Source organism: Burkholderia sp. Bp9140 (genome assembly GCF_003853425.1).
Lineage (GTDB): Bacteria > Pseudomonadota > Gammaproteobacteria > Burkholderiales > Burkholderiaceae > Burkholderia.
Map to the genome: position 1 here is coordinate 185,253 of NZ_QTPQ01000004.1, position 16,279 is coordinate 201,531.

The 16,279-nt window shown below is 65.6% G+C and carries 17 protein-coding genes and 1 tRNA gene; 6 read left to right on the forward strand and 12 right to left on the reverse strand.

The window, feature by feature from the left end:
- Positions 1–28 precede the first annotated feature (28 nt).
- The 3 genes from DIE21_RS05440 to rpoH all read right to left on the reverse strand — a co-directional run bounded on the left by DIE21_RS05440 (position 29) and on the right by rpoH (position 3,145).
- The gene (locus DIE21_RS05440; protein ID WP_124496730.1) at positions 29–1,609 is read right to left on the reverse strand and encodes a cytochrome ubiquinol oxidase subunit I; all 1,581 of its coding nucleotides are present in this window, start codon (positions 1,607–1,609) and stop codon (positions 29–31) included.
- Positions 1,599–1,880: a cytochrome oxidase putative small subunit CydP gene (cydP, locus tag DIE21_RS05445; RefSeq protein WP_124496731.1), complete on the reverse strand. Its 282-nt coding sequence runs from the start codon at positions 1,878–1,880 to the stop codon at positions 1,599–1,601. The genes DIE21_RS05440 and cydP overlap by 11 nt, the downstream gene beginning before the upstream one ends.
- A gap of 329 nt (positions 1,881–2,209) precedes the next feature.
- On the reverse strand, positions 2,210–3,145 hold the full coding sequence (gene rpoH, locus DIE21_RS05450; RefSeq protein ID WP_124496732.1) for an RNA polymerase sigma factor RpoH: 936 nt from the start codon (positions 3,143–3,145) through the stop codon (positions 2,210–2,212).
- Positions 3,146–3,504: 359 nt separating this feature from the next.
- Here rpoH and DIE21_RS05455 point away from each other — a divergent pair, with 359 nt between their 5' ends.
- Together DIE21_RS05455 and DIE21_RS05460 are read left to right on the forward strand one after the other, a co-directional pair.
- Positions 3,505–4,074 (forward strand): acyloxyacyl hydrolase, encoded by a 570-nt coding sequence (locus DIE21_RS05455; RefSeq protein WP_124496733.1) that lies wholly within the window; start codon positions 3,505–3,507, stop codon positions 4,072–4,074.
- Positions 4,075–4,119: 45 nt separating this feature from the next.
- Positions 4,120–4,503: a nuclear transport factor 2 family protein gene (locus tag DIE21_RS05460; protein WP_059526129.1), complete on the forward strand. Its 384-nt coding sequence runs from the start codon at positions 4,120–4,122 to the stop codon at positions 4,501–4,503.
- A 143-nt stretch (positions 4,504–4,646) separates the two neighbouring features.
- Here the strand turns inward: DIE21_RS05460 and leuA are convergent, their stop codons facing one another.
- Together leuA and ybiB are read right to left on the reverse strand one after the other, a co-directional pair.
- Entirely contained in the window at positions 4,647–6,293 is a 1,647-nt protein-coding gene (gene leuA / locus DIE21_RS05465; RefSeq protein ID WP_124496734.1) for a 2-isopropylmalate synthase, read from the reverse strand.
- Positions 6,294–6,687: 394 nt separating this feature from the next.
- Entirely contained in the window at positions 6,688–7,662 is a 975-nt protein-coding gene (ybiB, locus tag DIE21_RS05470) for a DNA-binding protein YbiB (protein WP_124496735.1), read from the reverse strand.
- Between the two features lie 191 nt (positions 7,663–7,853).
- On the opposite strand from ybiB, the gene maiA reads away from it, so the two are divergent.
- Positions 7,854–8,498 carry a maleylacetoacetate isomerase gene (gene maiA / locus DIE21_RS05475; protein ID WP_124496736.1) on the forward strand — a complete coding sequence of 215 codons (645 nt, stop codon included), beginning with the start codon at positions 7,854–7,856 and terminating at the stop codon, positions 8,496–8,498.
- A 63-nt stretch (positions 8,499–8,561) separates the two neighbouring features.
- Here maiA and ftsY read toward each other — a convergent pair whose 3' ends face one another.
- Positions 8,562–9,716 (reverse strand): signal recognition particle-docking protein FtsY, encoded by a 1,155-nt coding sequence (gene ftsY, locus DIE21_RS05480; protein ID WP_124496737.1) that lies wholly within the window; start codon positions 9,714–9,716, stop codon positions 8,562–8,564.
- A gap of 201 nt (positions 9,717–9,917) precedes the next feature.
- Here ftsY and rsmD point away from each other — a divergent pair, with 201 nt between their 5' ends.
- The 3 genes from rsmD to DIE21_RS05495 all read left to right on the forward strand — a co-directional run bounded on the left by rsmD (position 9,918) and on the right by DIE21_RS05495 (position 11,467).
- Positions 9,918–10,532, forward strand: coding sequence for a 16S rRNA (guanine(966)-N(2))-methyltransferase RsmD (rsmD, locus tag DIE21_RS05485; RefSeq protein WP_124496738.1), 615 nt, complete (start codon positions 9,918–9,920; stop codon positions 10,530–10,532).
- A 111-nt stretch (positions 10,533–10,643) separates the two neighbouring features.
- Positions 10,644–11,141 (forward strand): pantetheine-phosphate adenylyltransferase, encoded by a 498-nt coding sequence (coaD, locus tag DIE21_RS05490; protein ID WP_006398238.1) that lies wholly within the window; start codon positions 10,644–10,646, stop codon positions 11,139–11,141.
- Between the two features lie 59 nt (positions 11,142–11,200).
- Positions 11,201–11,467, forward strand: coding sequence for a YfhL family 4Fe-4S dicluster ferredoxin (locus DIE21_RS05495; RefSeq protein WP_006760398.1), 267 nt, complete (start codon positions 11,201–11,203; stop codon positions 11,465–11,467).
- Positions 11,468–11,553: 86 nt separating this feature from the next.
- Here the strand turns inward: DIE21_RS05495 and hisC are convergent, their stop codons facing one another.
- From hisC to ispE, 6 genes are all read right to left on the reverse strand, one after another.
- On the reverse strand, positions 11,554–12,621 hold the full coding sequence (hisC, locus tag DIE21_RS05500) for a histidinol-phosphate transaminase (protein ID WP_124496739.1): 1,068 nt from the start codon (positions 12,619–12,621) through the stop codon (positions 11,554–11,556).
- Positions 12,622–12,751: 130 nt separating this feature from the next.
- The gene (gene pth / locus DIE21_RS05505; protein WP_124496740.1) at positions 12,752–13,351 is read right to left on the reverse strand and encodes an aminoacyl-tRNA hydrolase; all 600 of its coding nucleotides are present in this window, start codon (positions 13,349–13,351) and stop codon (positions 12,752–12,754) included.
- A 119-nt stretch (positions 13,352–13,470) separates the two neighbouring features.
- Entirely contained in the window at positions 13,471–14,079 is a 609-nt protein-coding gene (locus DIE21_RS05510; RefSeq protein ID WP_124496741.1) for a 50S ribosomal protein L25/general stress protein Ctc, read from the reverse strand.
- A 161-nt stretch (positions 14,080–14,240) separates the two neighbouring features.
- Positions 14,241–15,203 (reverse strand): ribose-phosphate pyrophosphokinase, encoded by a 963-nt coding sequence (locus DIE21_RS05515; RefSeq protein ID WP_124496742.1) that lies wholly within the window; start codon positions 15,201–15,203, stop codon positions 14,241–14,243.
- Positions 15,204–15,247: 44 nt separating this feature from the next.
- Positions 15,248–15,324: transfer RNA gene (locus DIE21_RS05520), tRNA-Gln, on the reverse strand.
- Positions 15,325–15,377: 53 nt separating this feature from the next.
- Positions 15,378–16,259, reverse strand: coding sequence for a 4-(cytidine 5'-diphospho)-2-C-methyl-D-erythritol kinase (ispE, locus tag DIE21_RS05525; protein WP_124496743.1), 882 nt, complete (start codon positions 16,257–16,259; stop codon positions 15,378–15,380).
- Positions 16,260–16,279 lie beyond the last annotated feature (20 nt).

Sequence of the window (16,279 nt, forward strand, 5' to 3'; positions counted from 1 at the left end):
GATTCCTTGTTCCGTTGCGGGGGCGTGCTCAAACCGCGGCACGCTCGCCGGTTGCGGCGAGTTCGTGGTGATAGCGGCCGGTTTGCAGCGACGACGGGCCGAGGCGCGCGTACTTGAACATCAGCTTGATCTCGATGACGAACAGCGCGGTGTAGAACAGGATGAAGCCGGCGAGACTCAGGTACAGGTCGCTCGGCTGCAGGCTCGACGCGGACAGGTGCGTCGGCAGCACGCCCGCGATCGTCCACGGCTGGCGGCCGAGCTCGGCGACGATCCAGCCGAATTCGATCGCGATCCACGGCAGCGGGATCGCCCACACCGCGTAGCGGAGGAACCAGCGGCGGTTGTCCTGCAGCAGTTCACGGCGCGCGCAGAACCAGAACGCGGCAACGAACGTCGCGACGAACAGGAAGCCGAGCGCCACCATGATCCGGAACGAGAAGAACACGGGCGCGACCGGCGGGATCGTCTTCTTCGCGGCGGCCTTGATCTGCTCGGGCGTCGCGTCCGTCACGTTCGGCGTGAACTGCTTGAGCATCAGCCCGTAGCCGAGATACTGCTTGTGCTGGTCGAACAATGCGCGGGTCGCCTCGCTCGTGTCGCCCTGCTTGATCTTCTGCAGCGCGCCGTACGCAACCATCCCGCTCTGGATGTGCTCCTCGCTGTGCTTCGCGAGCTCGCGCAGGCCGATCACCGGTTCGTCGATCGAGCGCGTCGCGATCAGGCCGAGCGCGTACGGGATCTTGATCGCGTAGTCGGTGCGCTGTTCTTCCTGGTTCGGGATGCCGATCAGCGTGAACGACGCGGGCGCCGGCTGCGTTTCCCATTCGGACTCGATCGCGGCGAGCTTCATCTTCTGCACTTCGCCGGTCGTATAGCCCGATTCGTCGCCGAGCACGATCACGCAGAGCGTCGCCGCGAGGCCGAAGCCGGCCGCGACCGCGAACGAGCGCAGCGCGAAGTCGACGTCGCGCTTCTTCAGCAGGTACCACGACGACACGCCGAGCACGAACATTGCCGCCGACACGTAGCCGGCCGACACGGTGTGCACGAATTTCACCTGCGCGACCGGGTTGAACAGCACGTCGAACAGGCTCGTCATCTCCATGCGCATCGTCTGGTAGTTGAACTCCGCGCCGACCGGATTGTTCATCCAGCCGTTCGCGACCAGGATCCACAGCGCGGACAGGTTCGAGCCGAGCGCGACGAGGAAGGTGACCATCAGGTGCTTGACCTTCGACAGTCGGTTCCAGCCGAAGAAGAACAGGCCGACGAACGTCGATTCGAGGAAGAACGCCATCAGGCCTTCGACCGCGAGCGGCACGCCGAAGATGTCGCCGACGTAGTGCGAGTAGTACGACCAGTTCGTGCCGAACTGGAATTCGAGCGTGATGCCGGTCGTCACGCCCATCGCGAAGTTGATCCCGAACAGCTTGCCCCAGAACTGGGTCATGTCCTTGTAGACCTGTTTGCCGGTCATCACGTAGACGGCTTCCATGATGACGAGCAGCCAGGACAGGCCGAGCGTCAGCGGCACGAACAGGAAGTGGTAGAGCGCCGTGATGCCGAACTGCAGACGTGACAGATCGACGACTTCGCTACTTATCATGGTGGTCTCCCTCGGTGGATGCAGGCGCCGGCACCGAGAGCAGTTTCTCGGCGACGGCGGCAGGCGGCAGCGACATGTGCTCAGCCTGCGGATGATTGAAGAATGCGTATTTGAGCGACATCAAGAGGATCAGCTTGACGATCAGCACCAGCGTGATGTCGCGGGCGAGGGTCGGCCCGCGTGCCCACGCGCCGATGCGCGCGCGCCAGCCGGGCGTGCCCGCCGGCCGCGCGGGCGGCGGCGGACCGGGCTCTTTATTGATCGAGATCAAGGTGATTATCCTGAATCGATTTACAGGGTTTTGGGGCGACTCTACGTCGGATTTATGACGGCCGTGAAGCTGTTTTAATCCTTTTATGCCGACGTGCCAATTTTAAAATGCCGGCATTCCGATGCCGAGTGCTGCGCTGCGGCAGACCGTCGCGAACCGCGACCTGAAACTTGAGGTAGATCAAGGTTATGCGGAAGGGGCCCGAAACCGCCCGATACCCGATCAATAAGGTCGATTAATACGAAAGAAACGGAGAGAAAGGACGGGCGAAAAAAAACCGCCGCCCAGTGGGCAGCGGTTTTGGGTGAAGCGCTCTGAATCGCCGGGATTTATGCGTATTCGGCGAGGGCAGTGCGCATCTTCTTCATGGCGCTCGCTTCGATCTGGCGAATGCGTTCCGCCGACACGCCGAATTCGGCAGCGAGATCGTGCAGCGTCGAGCCGCCCGAGCCGTCGTCGTCGACGTTCAGCCAGCGCGCCTCGATGATCCGGCGGCTGCGTGCGTCGAGCGCATCGAGCGCCTGCGCGATGCCGTCCGTCTGCAGCATGTCGCGCTGACGCGCGGCGAGCACGGCGGTCGGCTCGTGGTGCGAGTCGGCCAGGTACGCGATCGGCGCGTACGACTCCTCGCCGTCGTCCACCTGCCCTTCGAGCGCGATGTCGCCGCCGGACAGGCGCGTTTCCATCTCGGCCACGTCTTCGCGCTTGACGTTGAGCTCCTGCGCAAGGCCGTCGATCTCCTCGGGCGTCATCGCCTGCATGCTCTTCTTGTGGCTGCGCAGGTTGAAGAACAGCTTGCGCTGCGCCTTCGTCGTCGCGACCTTCACCATCCGCCAGTTGCGCAGGATGTACTCGTGGATCTCCGCCTTGATCCAGTGGATCGCGTAAGACACGAGGCGCACGTTTTGCGCCGGGTCGAAACGCTTCACCGCCTTCATCAGGCCGATGTTGCCTTCCTGGATCAGGTCGCCGTGCGGCAGGCCGTAGCCGAGATAGTTGCGCGCGATCGACACGACGAGCCGCAGGTGCGACAGCACGAGGCGGCGTGCCGAGTCGAGGTTGTTGTCTTCGCGGAATTCGGTCGCGTACTGGCGTTCCTCTTCGGCACTCAGCAGCGGGATCCGGTTGACGGCCTGGATGTACGCGTCGATGTTGCCAAGCTGGCCCGGCAACATCGATTGAGTTGCGAGCGCCAGCGAGCCTGCCGATTCGGCCTTGGCCGGCGTCGGGCTCAGGGTGTTCGGAAGGGTCAGGGCGTGGCTCACTAAAAACTCCTTTGGAATCAGGGACAAACCCCTGGTCTCGGATGAGATTCCGGGGCCCATCTTAGCACTCCCGTAATCCGAGTGCTAATTCCTTAGAGGGTGCGTGGGCTTCCGAGTTCCCGGTTTTCTATCGAACTGGTCGAGTCGATAGTCTAATTTGCGACCGGACCGGCTGGCGGAAGTTCCATAAGTCCTTGTTTCTGATAGTAATCAGTAGACGATTTCGATTTTTGTACTTTTGGAAGCAAACCATTTCGCTTCGTGATGCCGATCCGAAAAGTCCTTTACCATACCATTCAGTTCGCTCGGGCCGGCCGCTGCGGCAAGGCTCCATTCAACCCGCAAAGTTGGAGTGTCAGATGAACAATAAGAAGAATCGCCGGCCCCGTAGCCGGCTTGCGCTGCATGCGCTGCTGGCGGCGTCGCTGCTGGGCGGATCGGGGGCCGCATTCGCGGACCGGTGGGGGATCCAGGCGGGCGGCGGGTTTTCCGACCGCCACGGGATCGACAAGGGCGATCTCGGCGTGGTGTGGGATCCGGGCTGGAACTGGTGGGAAATCGGCGGCTGGCACTTCGCGTTCGTGATGGAAGGCCACGTCGGCTACTGGCACACGGGCGGCAACATCCACCCCAACCTCGGCGAGATCGGCGCGACGCCGATGTTCCGTTTCATCAAGAGCGCGGGCCAGGTTCGCCCGTTCGTCGAGGCCGGCGCCGGCATCCGGTTCCTGACTCACCCGACGATCTCGAACAATCTGTCGCTGTCGACGTCCTTTCAGTTCGCGGACATCGTCGGCGTCGGCGCACAGTTCGGAGAACGCCAACAGTATCAGGTCGGTTACCGTTTTCAACATGTGTCTAACGCGGGTATCAAAGAGCCGAATCCTGGTATAAATTTCCACCAGTTCTACGTGCAGTACAACTTCTGATCCGCACGCCCGCGCACGGCGGGCGCGTTGCCGAGGAGTCAGGCGATGGCGAAGGTGGTCGATGCGATTCGCGCACTCGAGCGCGATCGGTTCCGGGCGATGGTCGACGGGGACGGCGAGGCGCTGGAGGCGCAGTTGTCGGACAAGGTGTTCTTCGTGCACACCAACGGCAAGCGCGAAACCAAGCAGCAGTTCATCGACGCGATCGTCGCCGGCCGCCGCCGCTATCGCCAGATCGAAATCCAGTCGCAGGACCTGCTGCCGGTCGGCGACGCAACCTGCGTCGTCACCGGGCGCGCGCTGATCGAGATGGAAACGAACAACGGCGGGCTGGTGTTTCCGATCGCCTATACCGCCGTCCATACACATGAGCAGGGCCAATGGCGCCTGCTGGCGTGGCAGGCGACGCGGTGCGCGACCGAGACCTGAGCGCGCGTGGCGCTCTTTTTCAAGTCCCGACCGAAGCGGCCTTCTGGGCCGCTCTTTGTTGGCCCGTGCGGCGCGGATCGCGCGGCGCACGGGCGGTCACGCACCGCTCGCTGACGTTCAAACCCTGAAGCGAAACCGCGCGGTCAGGCCGCCGCACGGCGGTCGGCGCAATGCCAGGCCGAGCGGTTGATCGCACTGACCACCGCATCGAGCGCGGCGCTCGCCGCATCAGCGTGCACCCCGACGCCATGCCGCAGCGGCGCATCGCCGACCCGGCAGCCGACCGATACCGCGATCCTGCCGTCCGCCGTGCGCGCGTGTTCGCACGACGCGACGTCGATCGTCGCGCCGGCCGCCGTCGCGAACGCCGCGGCCACGCGTTGCACGGCGTCTTCGGGCGTCGCGCCGGCCAGCGGCGCGCCCGCGACGTCGCGGTTCTGCCAGCGCGCGCCGTCGCCGTGGCGCGCGGCCGGGCCACCGGTCTCGAAGAATTCGCGGGCGAACAGCGCGCAGATCGCGTCGCCGGTCACTTCCTCGCCGGACGCGTCGGCGAGCGTCTGCACCGCGTGGCTGAATTCGATCTGCACGCGGCGCGTCGGCGTGAAGCCCATCCCGCGTTCGAGCAGGAACGTCGCGCCGCCCTTGCCGGACTGGCTGTTCACGCGGATCACCGCGTCATAGCTGCGGCCGAGGTCGGCCGGGTCGATCGGCAGGTATGGCACTTCCCACACCGCGTCGGGGCGCTGCTGCGCGAAGCCCTTGCGGATCGCATCCTGGTGCGAGCCGGAGAACGCGGTGAACACGAGGTCGCCTGCGTACGGATGGCGCGGATGCACCGGAATCTGGTTGCAGCGCTCGACCACGCGGCGCACCGCGTCGATGTCGGAGAAGTCGAGGCCCGGGTCGATGCCCTGCGTGTAGAGGTTCAGCGCGAGCGTGACGAGATCGACGTTGCCGGTGCGCTCGCCGTTGCCGAACAGGCAGCCCTCGATGCGGTCGGCGCCCGCGAGCAGCGCGAGTTCGGCGGCCGCGACCGCGGTGCCGCGATCGTTGTGCGGATGCACGGACAGCACGATGCTGTCGCGATACGCGAGGTTGCGGTCCATCCACTCGATCTGGTCGGCGAACACGTTCGGGCTCGCGGCTTCGACGGTCGCCGGCAGGTTGACGATCATCTTGTGATCGCGGGTCGGCCGCCAGGCCTGCGCGACCGCGTCGCACACTTCGCGCGCGAACGTCAGCTCGGTCATGCTGAAGGTTTCGGGCGAGTACTGGAAGGTCCAGCGCGTGTCCGGGCGGGCCGCCGCGTGTTCCTTGATGAGTCGCGTGCCCTCGACCGCGAGCGCCTTCACGTCGTCCTTCGACATCCCGAACACGATGCGCCGGAACGACGGGCAGATCGCGTTGTACAGGTGCACGATCGCGCGCGGCACGCCTTCGAGCGCGTCGAAGGTGCGCGCGATCAGGTCTTCGCGCGACTGCACGAGCACTTCGATCGTCACGTCGTCGGGAATGCGCTTGTCGTCGATCAGCTTGCGGACGAAATCGAAGTCGGTTTGCGACGCCGACGGAAAACCGACTTCGATCTCCTTGAAACCGATCGCGACCAGCATGTCGAAGAATTCCAGCTTCTGCTCGATGCTCATCGGCTCGATCAGCGACTGGTTGCCATCGCGCAGGTCGGTGCTCATCCAGACCGGCGCACGCTCGATGGTGCGGGTCGGCCAGCGGCGGCCGTTGATGCGGACGGGTTCGAACGGACGGTACTTGTCTTGCGGGTTGCGCTTCATCTTCGGGACCTCGGGTCTCAAGTCGCGAGCGAAGACGGGCGGCATGGGCGACGGTTGGCGCTGCCTCGCACCGTGGCGCCTGAAATGCGCTACGGATGCGGCTGATCTTCGCGAATCGACCGACGGATAGACGGACGAATGCTGACGACTTCGGGTTGTAAAAACTGCGAGAAGGGTGCTGCGAGGAACTGCAGGGAGGGACCGTGCGGACAGCACACGGCGCTACGACAGCCTTAGGCTAGTCGTAGCGATAGCGACCGCGCTAGGCGGCCGGAGGTAATTCGGAGGGGGTTCGGAAAGGAACGCATGGCGACAACTCTATGCCAGGATGCGTGCGCCTGTCAAATGGTCGGTTGAAAGGTCGGCGCGAAAACGGGCCGACCCGGGATACCGGTCACGGCGTGATCCGGACGATCCGCACGATCGTCGCGACCTGCCGCGCAAGCGTGTCAGGCACCGGCATTTCGCCGCGCAGCACGGCGTCCGTCCACGCGGCCGTCGTCGCCGCGTCGCGCGATTCGGGCAGCGCGACGGCCGGCGCGTCGCTCGACGAGCGCTCGGGCTCGATCAGCGTGTCGCAGACGCCGTCGTGCAGCCAGTCGACCTGCACCTGGCGCCGCGTGTCGGCCACCGCTTCGCCTTCGGTGCCGCGCGCGAGCAGCGCGCCGCCGAGCGCGGCGGCCGGATGATCGCGGAACAGTTGCGCGAGGCTGTCGCGGTACGGCGGATGCGTGTAGTTGACGAGCCGCAGGCCGGCCGGCGCGAACGGCTGCAGGATCTTCACGAGCGTGTGCGTGGAGTTGCGCACGCCGAGCACGCCGCGCAGCGACAGCAGGCGCGCGATGCGCGGCGCCAGCGCGTCGATCGGCGCGAACGCGACGCGGCGCTCGGCGAGCGTGTCCTCGATCGCGTCGTGCGACGTCGACGGTGCGATCGACAGCGCCGAGAAAATCTCCGCGCTCGTCACGCGGCCCGCATCGCGCTCGACGCCGTGCACGAGCACCGGCACGCCTTCGCGCGCGAGCAGCAGCGCGAGCAGCGGTACCAGGTTCGGCTGCTTGCGCGCGCCGTTGTAGCTCGGGATCGACACCGGGCGGAACGCGGCGTCCTGCACGTGCACGGGTTCGAACGACGCCTGCGCGGCGGCGAGCATTGCGGCCAGTTCGTCGGCGCTTTCGCCCTTCAGGCGATAGGCGATCAGGATCGCGCCGAGTTCGACGTCCGACACGCGCGCGTCGAGCATCGCGCGATAGAGCTCGAACGTGTCTTCGGCGGACAGCGCGCGCGCGCCGTGCGGGCCCCGGCCGATTTCCTTGATGAAGCGGGCGCAAGGGAACGGCGAGGCGGCAGAGTCGTGGGGAGCGGTCATCGGGGCGTGGGGCGGGCGGCCGGCATCGGGCCGCGCGGTGAGCGGTAAGGAATGCCCCGAGTATCGCACGGGCGCGGTTCGCTCAAGTGCGCGGCGGCGCGCGTCGGCACCGCGCGGCGCGCTAAACTCGGGTTCCCGGCGGTGCCCTGGGTACCCCGTTGCCGGCCGAATACGACTACGAGAGACATCCCATGAAGCTCTACAGCTATTTCCGCAGTTCCGCGTCGTACCGCGTGCGGATCGCCCTGAACCTGAAGCAGCTGCCGTACGACACGGTCCCCGTGCACATGCTGCGCGACGGCGGTGAACAACTGAAGGACGCGTACCGCGCGGTGAATCCGGATGCGGTCGTGCCGACGCTGGTCGACGGCGACGCCACGCTGCAGCAATCGCTCGCGATCATCGAATATCTGGAGGAAACGCATCCCGAACCGGCGCTGCTGCCGAAGGCGCCGGTCGACCGCGCGTATGTGCGGGCGATCGCGCTGCAGGTCGCGTGCGAGATCCATCCGCTGAACAACCTGCGCGTGCTGAAGTACCTGAAGCACACGCTGAAGGTGCCCGAGGAAGCGAAGAACGCATGGTACCGGCACTGGATCGAGGCGGGTTTCGCGTCGCTCGAGACGCGCCTCGCGAACGATCCGCGCACCGGCAAGCTGTGCTTCGGCGACACGCCGACGCTCGCCGATATCTGCATCGTGCCGCAGGTATTCAACGCGAACCGTTTCTCGATCGACACGACGCGCTTTCCGACGATCCAGCGGATCGCCGATCATGCGTCGACGCTCGACGCGTTCAAGGCCGCCGAGCCCGGCGTGCAGCCCGACGCCGAGTGATGCCGCGGCCGCGCATGAAAAAGGGCGCCCGAAGGCGCCCCGTGCGATGCTGGCCGGCGGCGTTCAGCCGAGCAGCGCGTCCGCGAATTCCACGGCGCTGAACGGCTGCAGGTCCTCGACCTTCTCGCCGACGCCGATGAAGTAGACGGGCACCGGACGCTGCCGCGCGATCGCGGCGAGGATCCCGCCCTTGGCGGTGCCGTCAAGCTTCGTGACGATCACGCCCGTGAGGCCGAGCGCATCGTCGAAGGCTTTCACCTGCGTGAGCGCGTTCTGGCCCGTGTTCGCGTCGATCACGAGCAGCACCTCGTGCGGCGCGCCGTCATGCGCCTTCGAGATCACGCGCTTCACCTTCTTCAGCTCTTCCATCAGGTGCAGCTGCGTCGGCAGACGGCCGGCCGTGTCGGCCATCATCACGTCGATCTTGCGCGCGCGCGCGGCGCTGACCGCGTCGAAGATCACCGCGGCCGGGTCGCCGCTCTCCTGCTGGACGACCGTCACGTTGTTGCGCTCGCCCCAGACCGCCAGCTGTTCGCGCGCGGCCGCGCGGAACGTGTCGCCCGCGGCCAGCAGCACCGACTGGTCGAAACTCTGCAGGTGCTTCGCGAGCTTGCCGATGCTGGTGGTCTTGCCCGCGCCGTTGACGCCCGTGATCATCATCACGAGCGGCTGCGCGCGGCCGAGCATCAGCGATTTCTCGAGCGGCTTCAGCAGCTCGACGAGCAGATCGTGCAGCGCGTCCTTCACCTGCTGCGAATCGGTCAGCCGGCCCACGCGCACCTTCTCGCGCAGCGCGCCGAGCAGGTATTCGGTCGCGTCGACGCCGGCGTCGGACATCAGCAGAGCGGTTTCGAGCTCTTCGTACAGATCCTCGTCGATCTTCGTGTTGACGAACACGCCGGTGATGCTCGAGCCCGTCTTCGCGAGCCCCGACTTCAGGCGCGCGAGCCACGATTTCTTCGCGGAGGCGTCCTGCGTCGGCGGCGGCACGATCTCGACCGCTTCGACGACTTCTTCGCTGCCGTCGTTGGTCGGCGTGACCGTCATCACGACGGCGGGCGCGGCGGGTTGGGCAGGCGCTCGCGGCGCTTCGACCGCCTGGCGGGCATCGGGGGCGGGCGCGTCGGACGGCGCGTCCGGTTGCGGCGCGTCGATCGATTGCGATTCCGCGGAGTCGGGCTCCTGCGTTTTCTTGAATCGTTTGAAGAAGCTGAACATGGTCTGACGTCGGGAAGAGGGCGGGCGCCGCCAGGGCGGAGCGCCGGAGGGGCCGTCGCGCGTGCGCACGGCGGCCGAAACGGTGCATTTTATCAGCGCGGCGGGGCACTCGCGTCAGCCGGTGCCGTCGCTGTGGTAACGTGCGCCTGTTTGGCGGTGCGCCCTCATGCGCACCCGGTCCCTCCGTCGTCGATATTCCGTATGTCCCGTTCCTCTTCCGGCCGCCCGGCGGCCCCCTCCGGCCGTGGCAAGCCGCACACGATCCGCATCATCGGCGGTGACTGGAAACGCACGCCGCTCGCCGTGCTCGATCTCGACGGCCTGCGGCCGACGCCCGATCGCGTGCGCGAGACGCTGTTCAACTGGCTCGGCCAGGATCTCGAACGCCGGCGCTGCCTCGACCTGTTCGCCGGCACCGGCGCGCTCGGGTTCGAGGCCGCGTCGCGCGGCGCATCGAGCGTCGTGATGGTCGAGCGCCACCCGCGCGCGGCGCAGCAGCTGCGCGCGATCAAGGACAAGCTCGGCGCGCGCTCGGTCGAGGTCGCGGAAGCCGACGCGCTGCGGCTCGCGGCCGGGCTGACCCCGGGCGCGTTCGACGTCGTGTTCCTCGACCCGCCGTTCGGCGAGCCGGCCGTGCTCGATCGCGCGATCGCGCTGGCGGCGCCGCTCGTCGCGCCGGATGGCGCGCTGTACGTCGAGACGGGGGCCGAGCTCGACCCCGCCGCGCACGAAGCGCTCGCCGGCTGGCAGGTGGTGAAGCACGGCAAGGCCGGTGCGGTTCACTATCATTTGCTGCGGCGCGAAAATGATGAATAATGCGCGTTCCATACGAGGCGGCGCGCCGCAAAGGCGACGCCTGCCCATCCCGGCAGTGGCGTGCGCGTCGCACGGCTGCCCCCCCGTTTGCGTGATGACAGGAGGAGCGACATGGTAGTCGCCGTGTATCCCGGTACGTTCGATCCGCTGACGCGCGGGCACGAAGACCTCGTGCGGCGTGCGTCGAGCATTTTTGATACGCTGGTGGTCGGTGTGGCCGACAGCCGCGCGAAGAAGCCGTTCTTCTCGCTGGAAGAACGTCTGAAGATTGCGAACGAGGTGCTCGGCCATTATCCGAACGTGAAGGTGATGGGGTTCAAGGGCCTGTTGAAGGACTTTGTCCGCACCAACAACGCGCGCGTGATCGTGCGCGGCCTGCGTGCCGTGTCCGATTTCGAGTATGAGTTCCAGATGGCGGGGATGAACCGCTATCTGCTGCCCGACGTCGAGACGATGTTCATGACGCCGTCCGATCAGTACCAGTTCATCTCGGGGACGATCGTGCGCGAAATCGCGCAGTTGGGCGGCGATGTCAGCAAGTTCGTGTTCCCGTCCGTCGAGAAGTGGCTGACCGAGAAAGTCGCTGCGATGGGAGGCCCGGCCGCGTGACGCGGCGCCGGGCGGTTTCGTCGCGAAGCCGCCCGGCGGCCTGAAGAAGTGAGATCAGTATGTCTTTGATGATTACCGACGAGTGCATCAATTGCGACGTATGCGAGCCCGAGTGCCCGAACGGCGCGATTTCGATGGGCCCGGATATCTACGTGATCGACCCGAACAAGTGTACCGAGTGCGTCGGCCATTTCGACGAACCGCAGTGCCAGCAGGTGTGTCCGGTCGAATGCATTCCGCGCGATCCGCAGCATGACGAATCGCACGCGCAGTTGATGGAGAAGTATCACGCGTTGACCGCCGCGAAGGGCGACGACGCGCAGTGACCCGGCGGTGACGCGCACGCGTCACGACGCTGCGATTTCCTCGGCCGGCACCGCCGTTCGGCGCCGGTTCCGCTTCCGCTTGTGTTTCAGCCGATCAGGTCGCGCAATGCCGTGACGAGCGCGTCGCATTCGGCATCGGTGCCGACGGTGATGCGCAAGTGCTGGTCGATGCGCGGCGCGCGGAAGTGCCGCACGAAAATCTCCCGATCCTTCAGCTTCGCCGCGATCGCGCCCGCATCGTGCGCGGGATGGCGCGCGAACACGAAATTCGCGGCCGACGGCACGACGTCGAAGCCGAGCGCCTCGAGCGCGTGCGTGAGCCGTGCGCGGCTGTCGATCACGCGCCGGCAGGTCGCGCTGAAATAGTCGGTGTCTTCGTATGCCGCCTGCGCGGCAACCTGCGCGAGCCGGTCGAGCGGATAGGAGTTGAAGCTGTCCTTCACGCGATTCAGTGCGTCGATCAGCGTCGCGTCGCCGAACGCGAAGCCGACGCGCATGCCCGCGAGCGAGCGAGCCTTGGACGTCGTGTGCACGACGAGCAGGTTCGGATGGCGGTCGATCAGCGTGATCGCGGATTGCGCGCCGAAATCGACGTACGCCTCGTCGATCAGCACGACCGACGACGGGTTCGCGGCCGCGATCCGCTCGATGTCCGCGAGCGGCAACGCGCGCCCGGTCGGCGCATTCGGGTTCGGGAACAGCACGCCGCCCGCGTCGTCGAGATAGTCCTCGACGCGGATCGAGAAGTCGTCCGCGAGCGGCACGATCGTGGTCTCGACGCCGTACAGGCGCGCATAGGTCGGGTAGAAGCTGTACGAGATGTCCGGAAAGCGCAGCGGCCGGTCATGCTTGAGCAGCGCCTGGAATGCGTGCGCGAGGACCTCGTCGGAGCCGTTGCCGACGAAGACCTGCTCGGGCTTGATGCGGTGATGGGCCGCGACCGTCTCGCGCAGTGTGCGCGCGAGCGGGTCGGGATAGCGGCGCAGCGTGTCGCCGGTGTCGCCGAGTTCGCGGGCGATCGCCGCGACGACGCGCGGCGAAGGCGGATAGGGATTCTCGTTGGTGTTCAGCTTGACGGGGTGTGCGAGCGCGGGCTGTTCGCCCGGCACGTAAGGCACGAGTTGCTGAACGACGTCGCTCCAGTAACGGCTCACCGCTTGGCTCCTGACGGGCAAAAACGACCAGACTACCGCATGTGGGCGCCGCGGTGCGCAATTGCGCGGGACGGAGAGGCCGCCCGGCGCTGCCGGAAGGCACGTTGCACCATGCCGGTGCGGTGCGGGTTCAGTTGCGATGCAGCTGCATCGTCGCGCGGTTGAGTTCGCCCTTGACGACCATCGGCATCACCGCGAGCGCACGCTCGATCGATGCATCGATCACGTCCTGCTCCTCGCGGCGCGGCGGCTTCAGCACGAAGTTCGCGACGTCGGGCTTCGCGCCGGCGCGCGCGCCGTCCGGGATCAGGTCGCGCGGATGGCCGATGCCGATGCGCAGGCGCCAGTACTGCTGCGACGACAGGTGCGCGGAGATGTCCTTCAGGCCGTTGTGGCCGCCGCTGCCGCCGCCGAGCTTCAGCTTCACGGTGCCGGGCGGCAGATCGAGTTCGTCGTGTGCGACGAGGATCTGGTCGGGCAGGATCTTGAAGAAACTCGCGAGCGCGACGACCGACTGGCCGGAGCGGTTCATGTAGGTTTGCGGCTCGAGCAGGTGGACTTCCTCGCCGTGCAGGCGCGCTTTCGCATAGAAGCCGTGGAAGCGGCGCTCGTCGCGCAGCGTCGTGCCGGCTTCGCGGGCGAGCTGGTCGATCAGCCAGAAACCGGCGTTGTGGCGCGTCGCAGTGTATTCCGCCCCGGGATTGCCGAGGCCGACGATCAGTTTGATCATGACGTTTCATGGGCGGCAGCGGCCGCCTGGGCGCAGAAAAAGAAAAACCCGCCGGGCAAGCCGCGGCGGGTTGCGTCGACCGTTTCGTGAAACGGATCGAACGGGCGCGTGGGCAGCCCTTAGGCAGCCGGCGTTTCGCCTTCGCCTGCTGCGTCCGACACGGCACCAGCCGGGACCGTCGCCGATGCGACAACCGGGTTTTCCGCGTCGACGTGCGCGACCAGCGCGACGCCCTTCGGCAGCGCGATGTCCTTCGCGTGCAGCGACTGACCCGCTTCGATCTTCGACAGGTCGACTTCGAGGAACTCCGGCAGGTCAGCCGGCAGGCACTCGATTTCGATTTCCGTTGCGACGTGCGAAACGATCGCGCTCGACAGCTTCACGGCCGGGCTGATTTCAGCGTTCAGGAAGTGCAGCGGTGCCTTCGTGTGCAGCTTCTTCTTCGCGTCAACGCGCTGGAAGTCCACGTGCAGCACCAGTTGCTTGAACGGGTGGTATTGCACGTCGCGCAGCAGGACCTGTTGCGACTGGCCAGCCACTTCGAGGTCGAGGATCGACGAGTGGAAAGCTTCCTTCTTCAGGGCGTGCCACAGGGCGTTGTGATCGAGTTCGATCTTTTGCGGGGCTGCTTCGCCACCGTAAACGATACCCGTGGTCTTACCAGCGTTGCGCAGGCGGCGGCTCGCACCCGTACCTTGCTCTTGGCGCTCGAAAGCGACGACTTTCATATGATTCTCCAATGGCTGCCCGCGACCAGGCAGTAAAACGGGGCCGTCAAACAGCGGCCCCTGATGAAACGGCCGGGGTTTCGTCTATCCCGTCCGATTGTGCAAAAAGCGAAGCGTTGCCGCTTCGCTTTCTGCGCATGCTTTGTCGTGTCGTTACGCGATCAGGATTCCGCGAACAGCGACATCACCGAGTCGCCGCGGCGGATCCGCGAGAACGTTTCGGCCAGCAGGCTCGCGCTCGTCAGCGAGCGGATCTTCGAGCAGCCCAGCGATTCGGCCGACAGCGGGATCGTATCGGTGACGACCAGCTCGTCGAGTGCCGATGCGGCGATACGCTCGGCGGCGCCACCCGACAGAACCGGGTGCGTCGCGTACGCGAACACCTGCTTCGCACCGCGATCCTTCAGCACTTGCGCGGCCTTGCAGAGCGTGCCGGCCGTATCGACCATGTCGTCCATGATCACGCAGGTACGACCTTCGACTTCACCGATGATGTTCATCACTTCGGCGATGTTCGCCTTCGGACGACGCTTGTCGATGATCGCGAGATCGCAGTTGAGCTGCTTCGCGAGTGCCCGGGCGCGGACCACGCCGCCGACGTCCGGCGACACGACGAGCAGGTCCGAGTAGTTCTGCTTGCGCAGGTCACCCAGCAGGATCGGCGTTGCGTAGATGTTGTCGACCGGGATGTCGAAGAAGCCTTGAATCTGGTCGGCGTGCAGATCCATCGTGATGATCCGCTCGACGCCGGCGATTTCCAGCATGTTCGCGATGACCTTCGCCGAGATCGCGACGCGCGCCGAGCGCGGGCGACGGTCCTGGCGGGCATAGCCGAAGTAGGGGATGGCAGCAGTGATCCGGCCGGCGGACGCGCGCTTGAGCGCGTCGACCATGATCATCAGTTCCATCAGGTTGTCGTTGGTCGGCGCGCACGTGGATTGCAGGACGAAGACGTCCTTGCCGCGCACGTTTTCCTGGATCTCGACCTGGATCTCGCCGTCGGAGAAACGGCTGACCATTGCTTTGCCGAGGGGGATTCCAAGGATATTGACGACTTCCTGGGCAAGCGCGGGATTCGCGTTGCCAGTAAAGACCATCAAGCCATCATGGCTGTGGCTGCTCATCGTGCACCTGCTTCAGGCTTAGGCGGGAAATGCGGGAAAATTTTTGGCAGGGGAGGAAGGACTCGAACCCTCGCATGCCGGAATCAAAATCCGGTGCCTTGACCAACTTGGCGACTCCCCTACACTTAACTGACAACTTCACCGGACTTGTAGGCCATCCGGCAAAGCAAAACTTCATGACGCGAAAGCGAAGAGCGGATGCTCGTTCAGGCTCTCGGCAACTGCACCGTTCCAACCGGTGGGCAGCCTGGCTTTCGCCGCTTCTGCCTCGTGCTTGCTTTGAAACGCTGCAAACACGCTTGCTCCGGAGCCGGTCATCCTCGCGGGGGTCACATTATACAACCATTTGACCACCTGCGCAACTTCCGCGTACTTACTTGTTACAACTTGCTGCATGTCGTTCCGGCCGAAGCTGTCTGGCCATCCCGCATCGCTGCTTTGCTGTGCAAGAAAGTCCGTAATTGTGACTGGCTTCGTATCTCTTGTCAACAACTCGTCTGAAAAAATTTCAGCGGTGGGGACATGAACTCGCGGCGTCACAACCAGGAACCAGCGAGTCGGCAATTCTACCTCAGCTAATTCTTCTCCGATACCCTCTGCGAACGCATTTTTTCCAAAAACAAAAAACGGGACGTCGGCGCCGAGTTTTACCGCGAGCGACTGCAGTTCCGCGCGCGGCAGGTCGAGCTGCCACAGGCGGTTCAGCGCGAGCAGCGTCGTCGCCGCGTCGGAGCTGCCGCCGCCGAGGCCCGCGCCCATCGGCAGGCACTTGTCGATCTCGATGTCGACCCCGGCGGCGGTGCCCGTGTGCGTCTTCAGCAGGTTGGCCGCGCGCACGACGAGATCGCTTTCCTCGGGCACGCCCGGCACGTCGGTGACGCGTGTGACGCGACCGTCGTCGCGCAGCGTGAAGTGCAGCGTGTCGCCCCAGTTCAGCAGCTGGAACACGCTCTGCAGATCGTGATAGCCGTTCGGGCGACGGCCGGTGATGTGCAGGAACAGGTTGAGTTTCGCGGGCGCAAGGCAGTTGCGCAGCGAGCGGGTCGAATCGGTCATGCGTATGTCGGGGCTAGGTT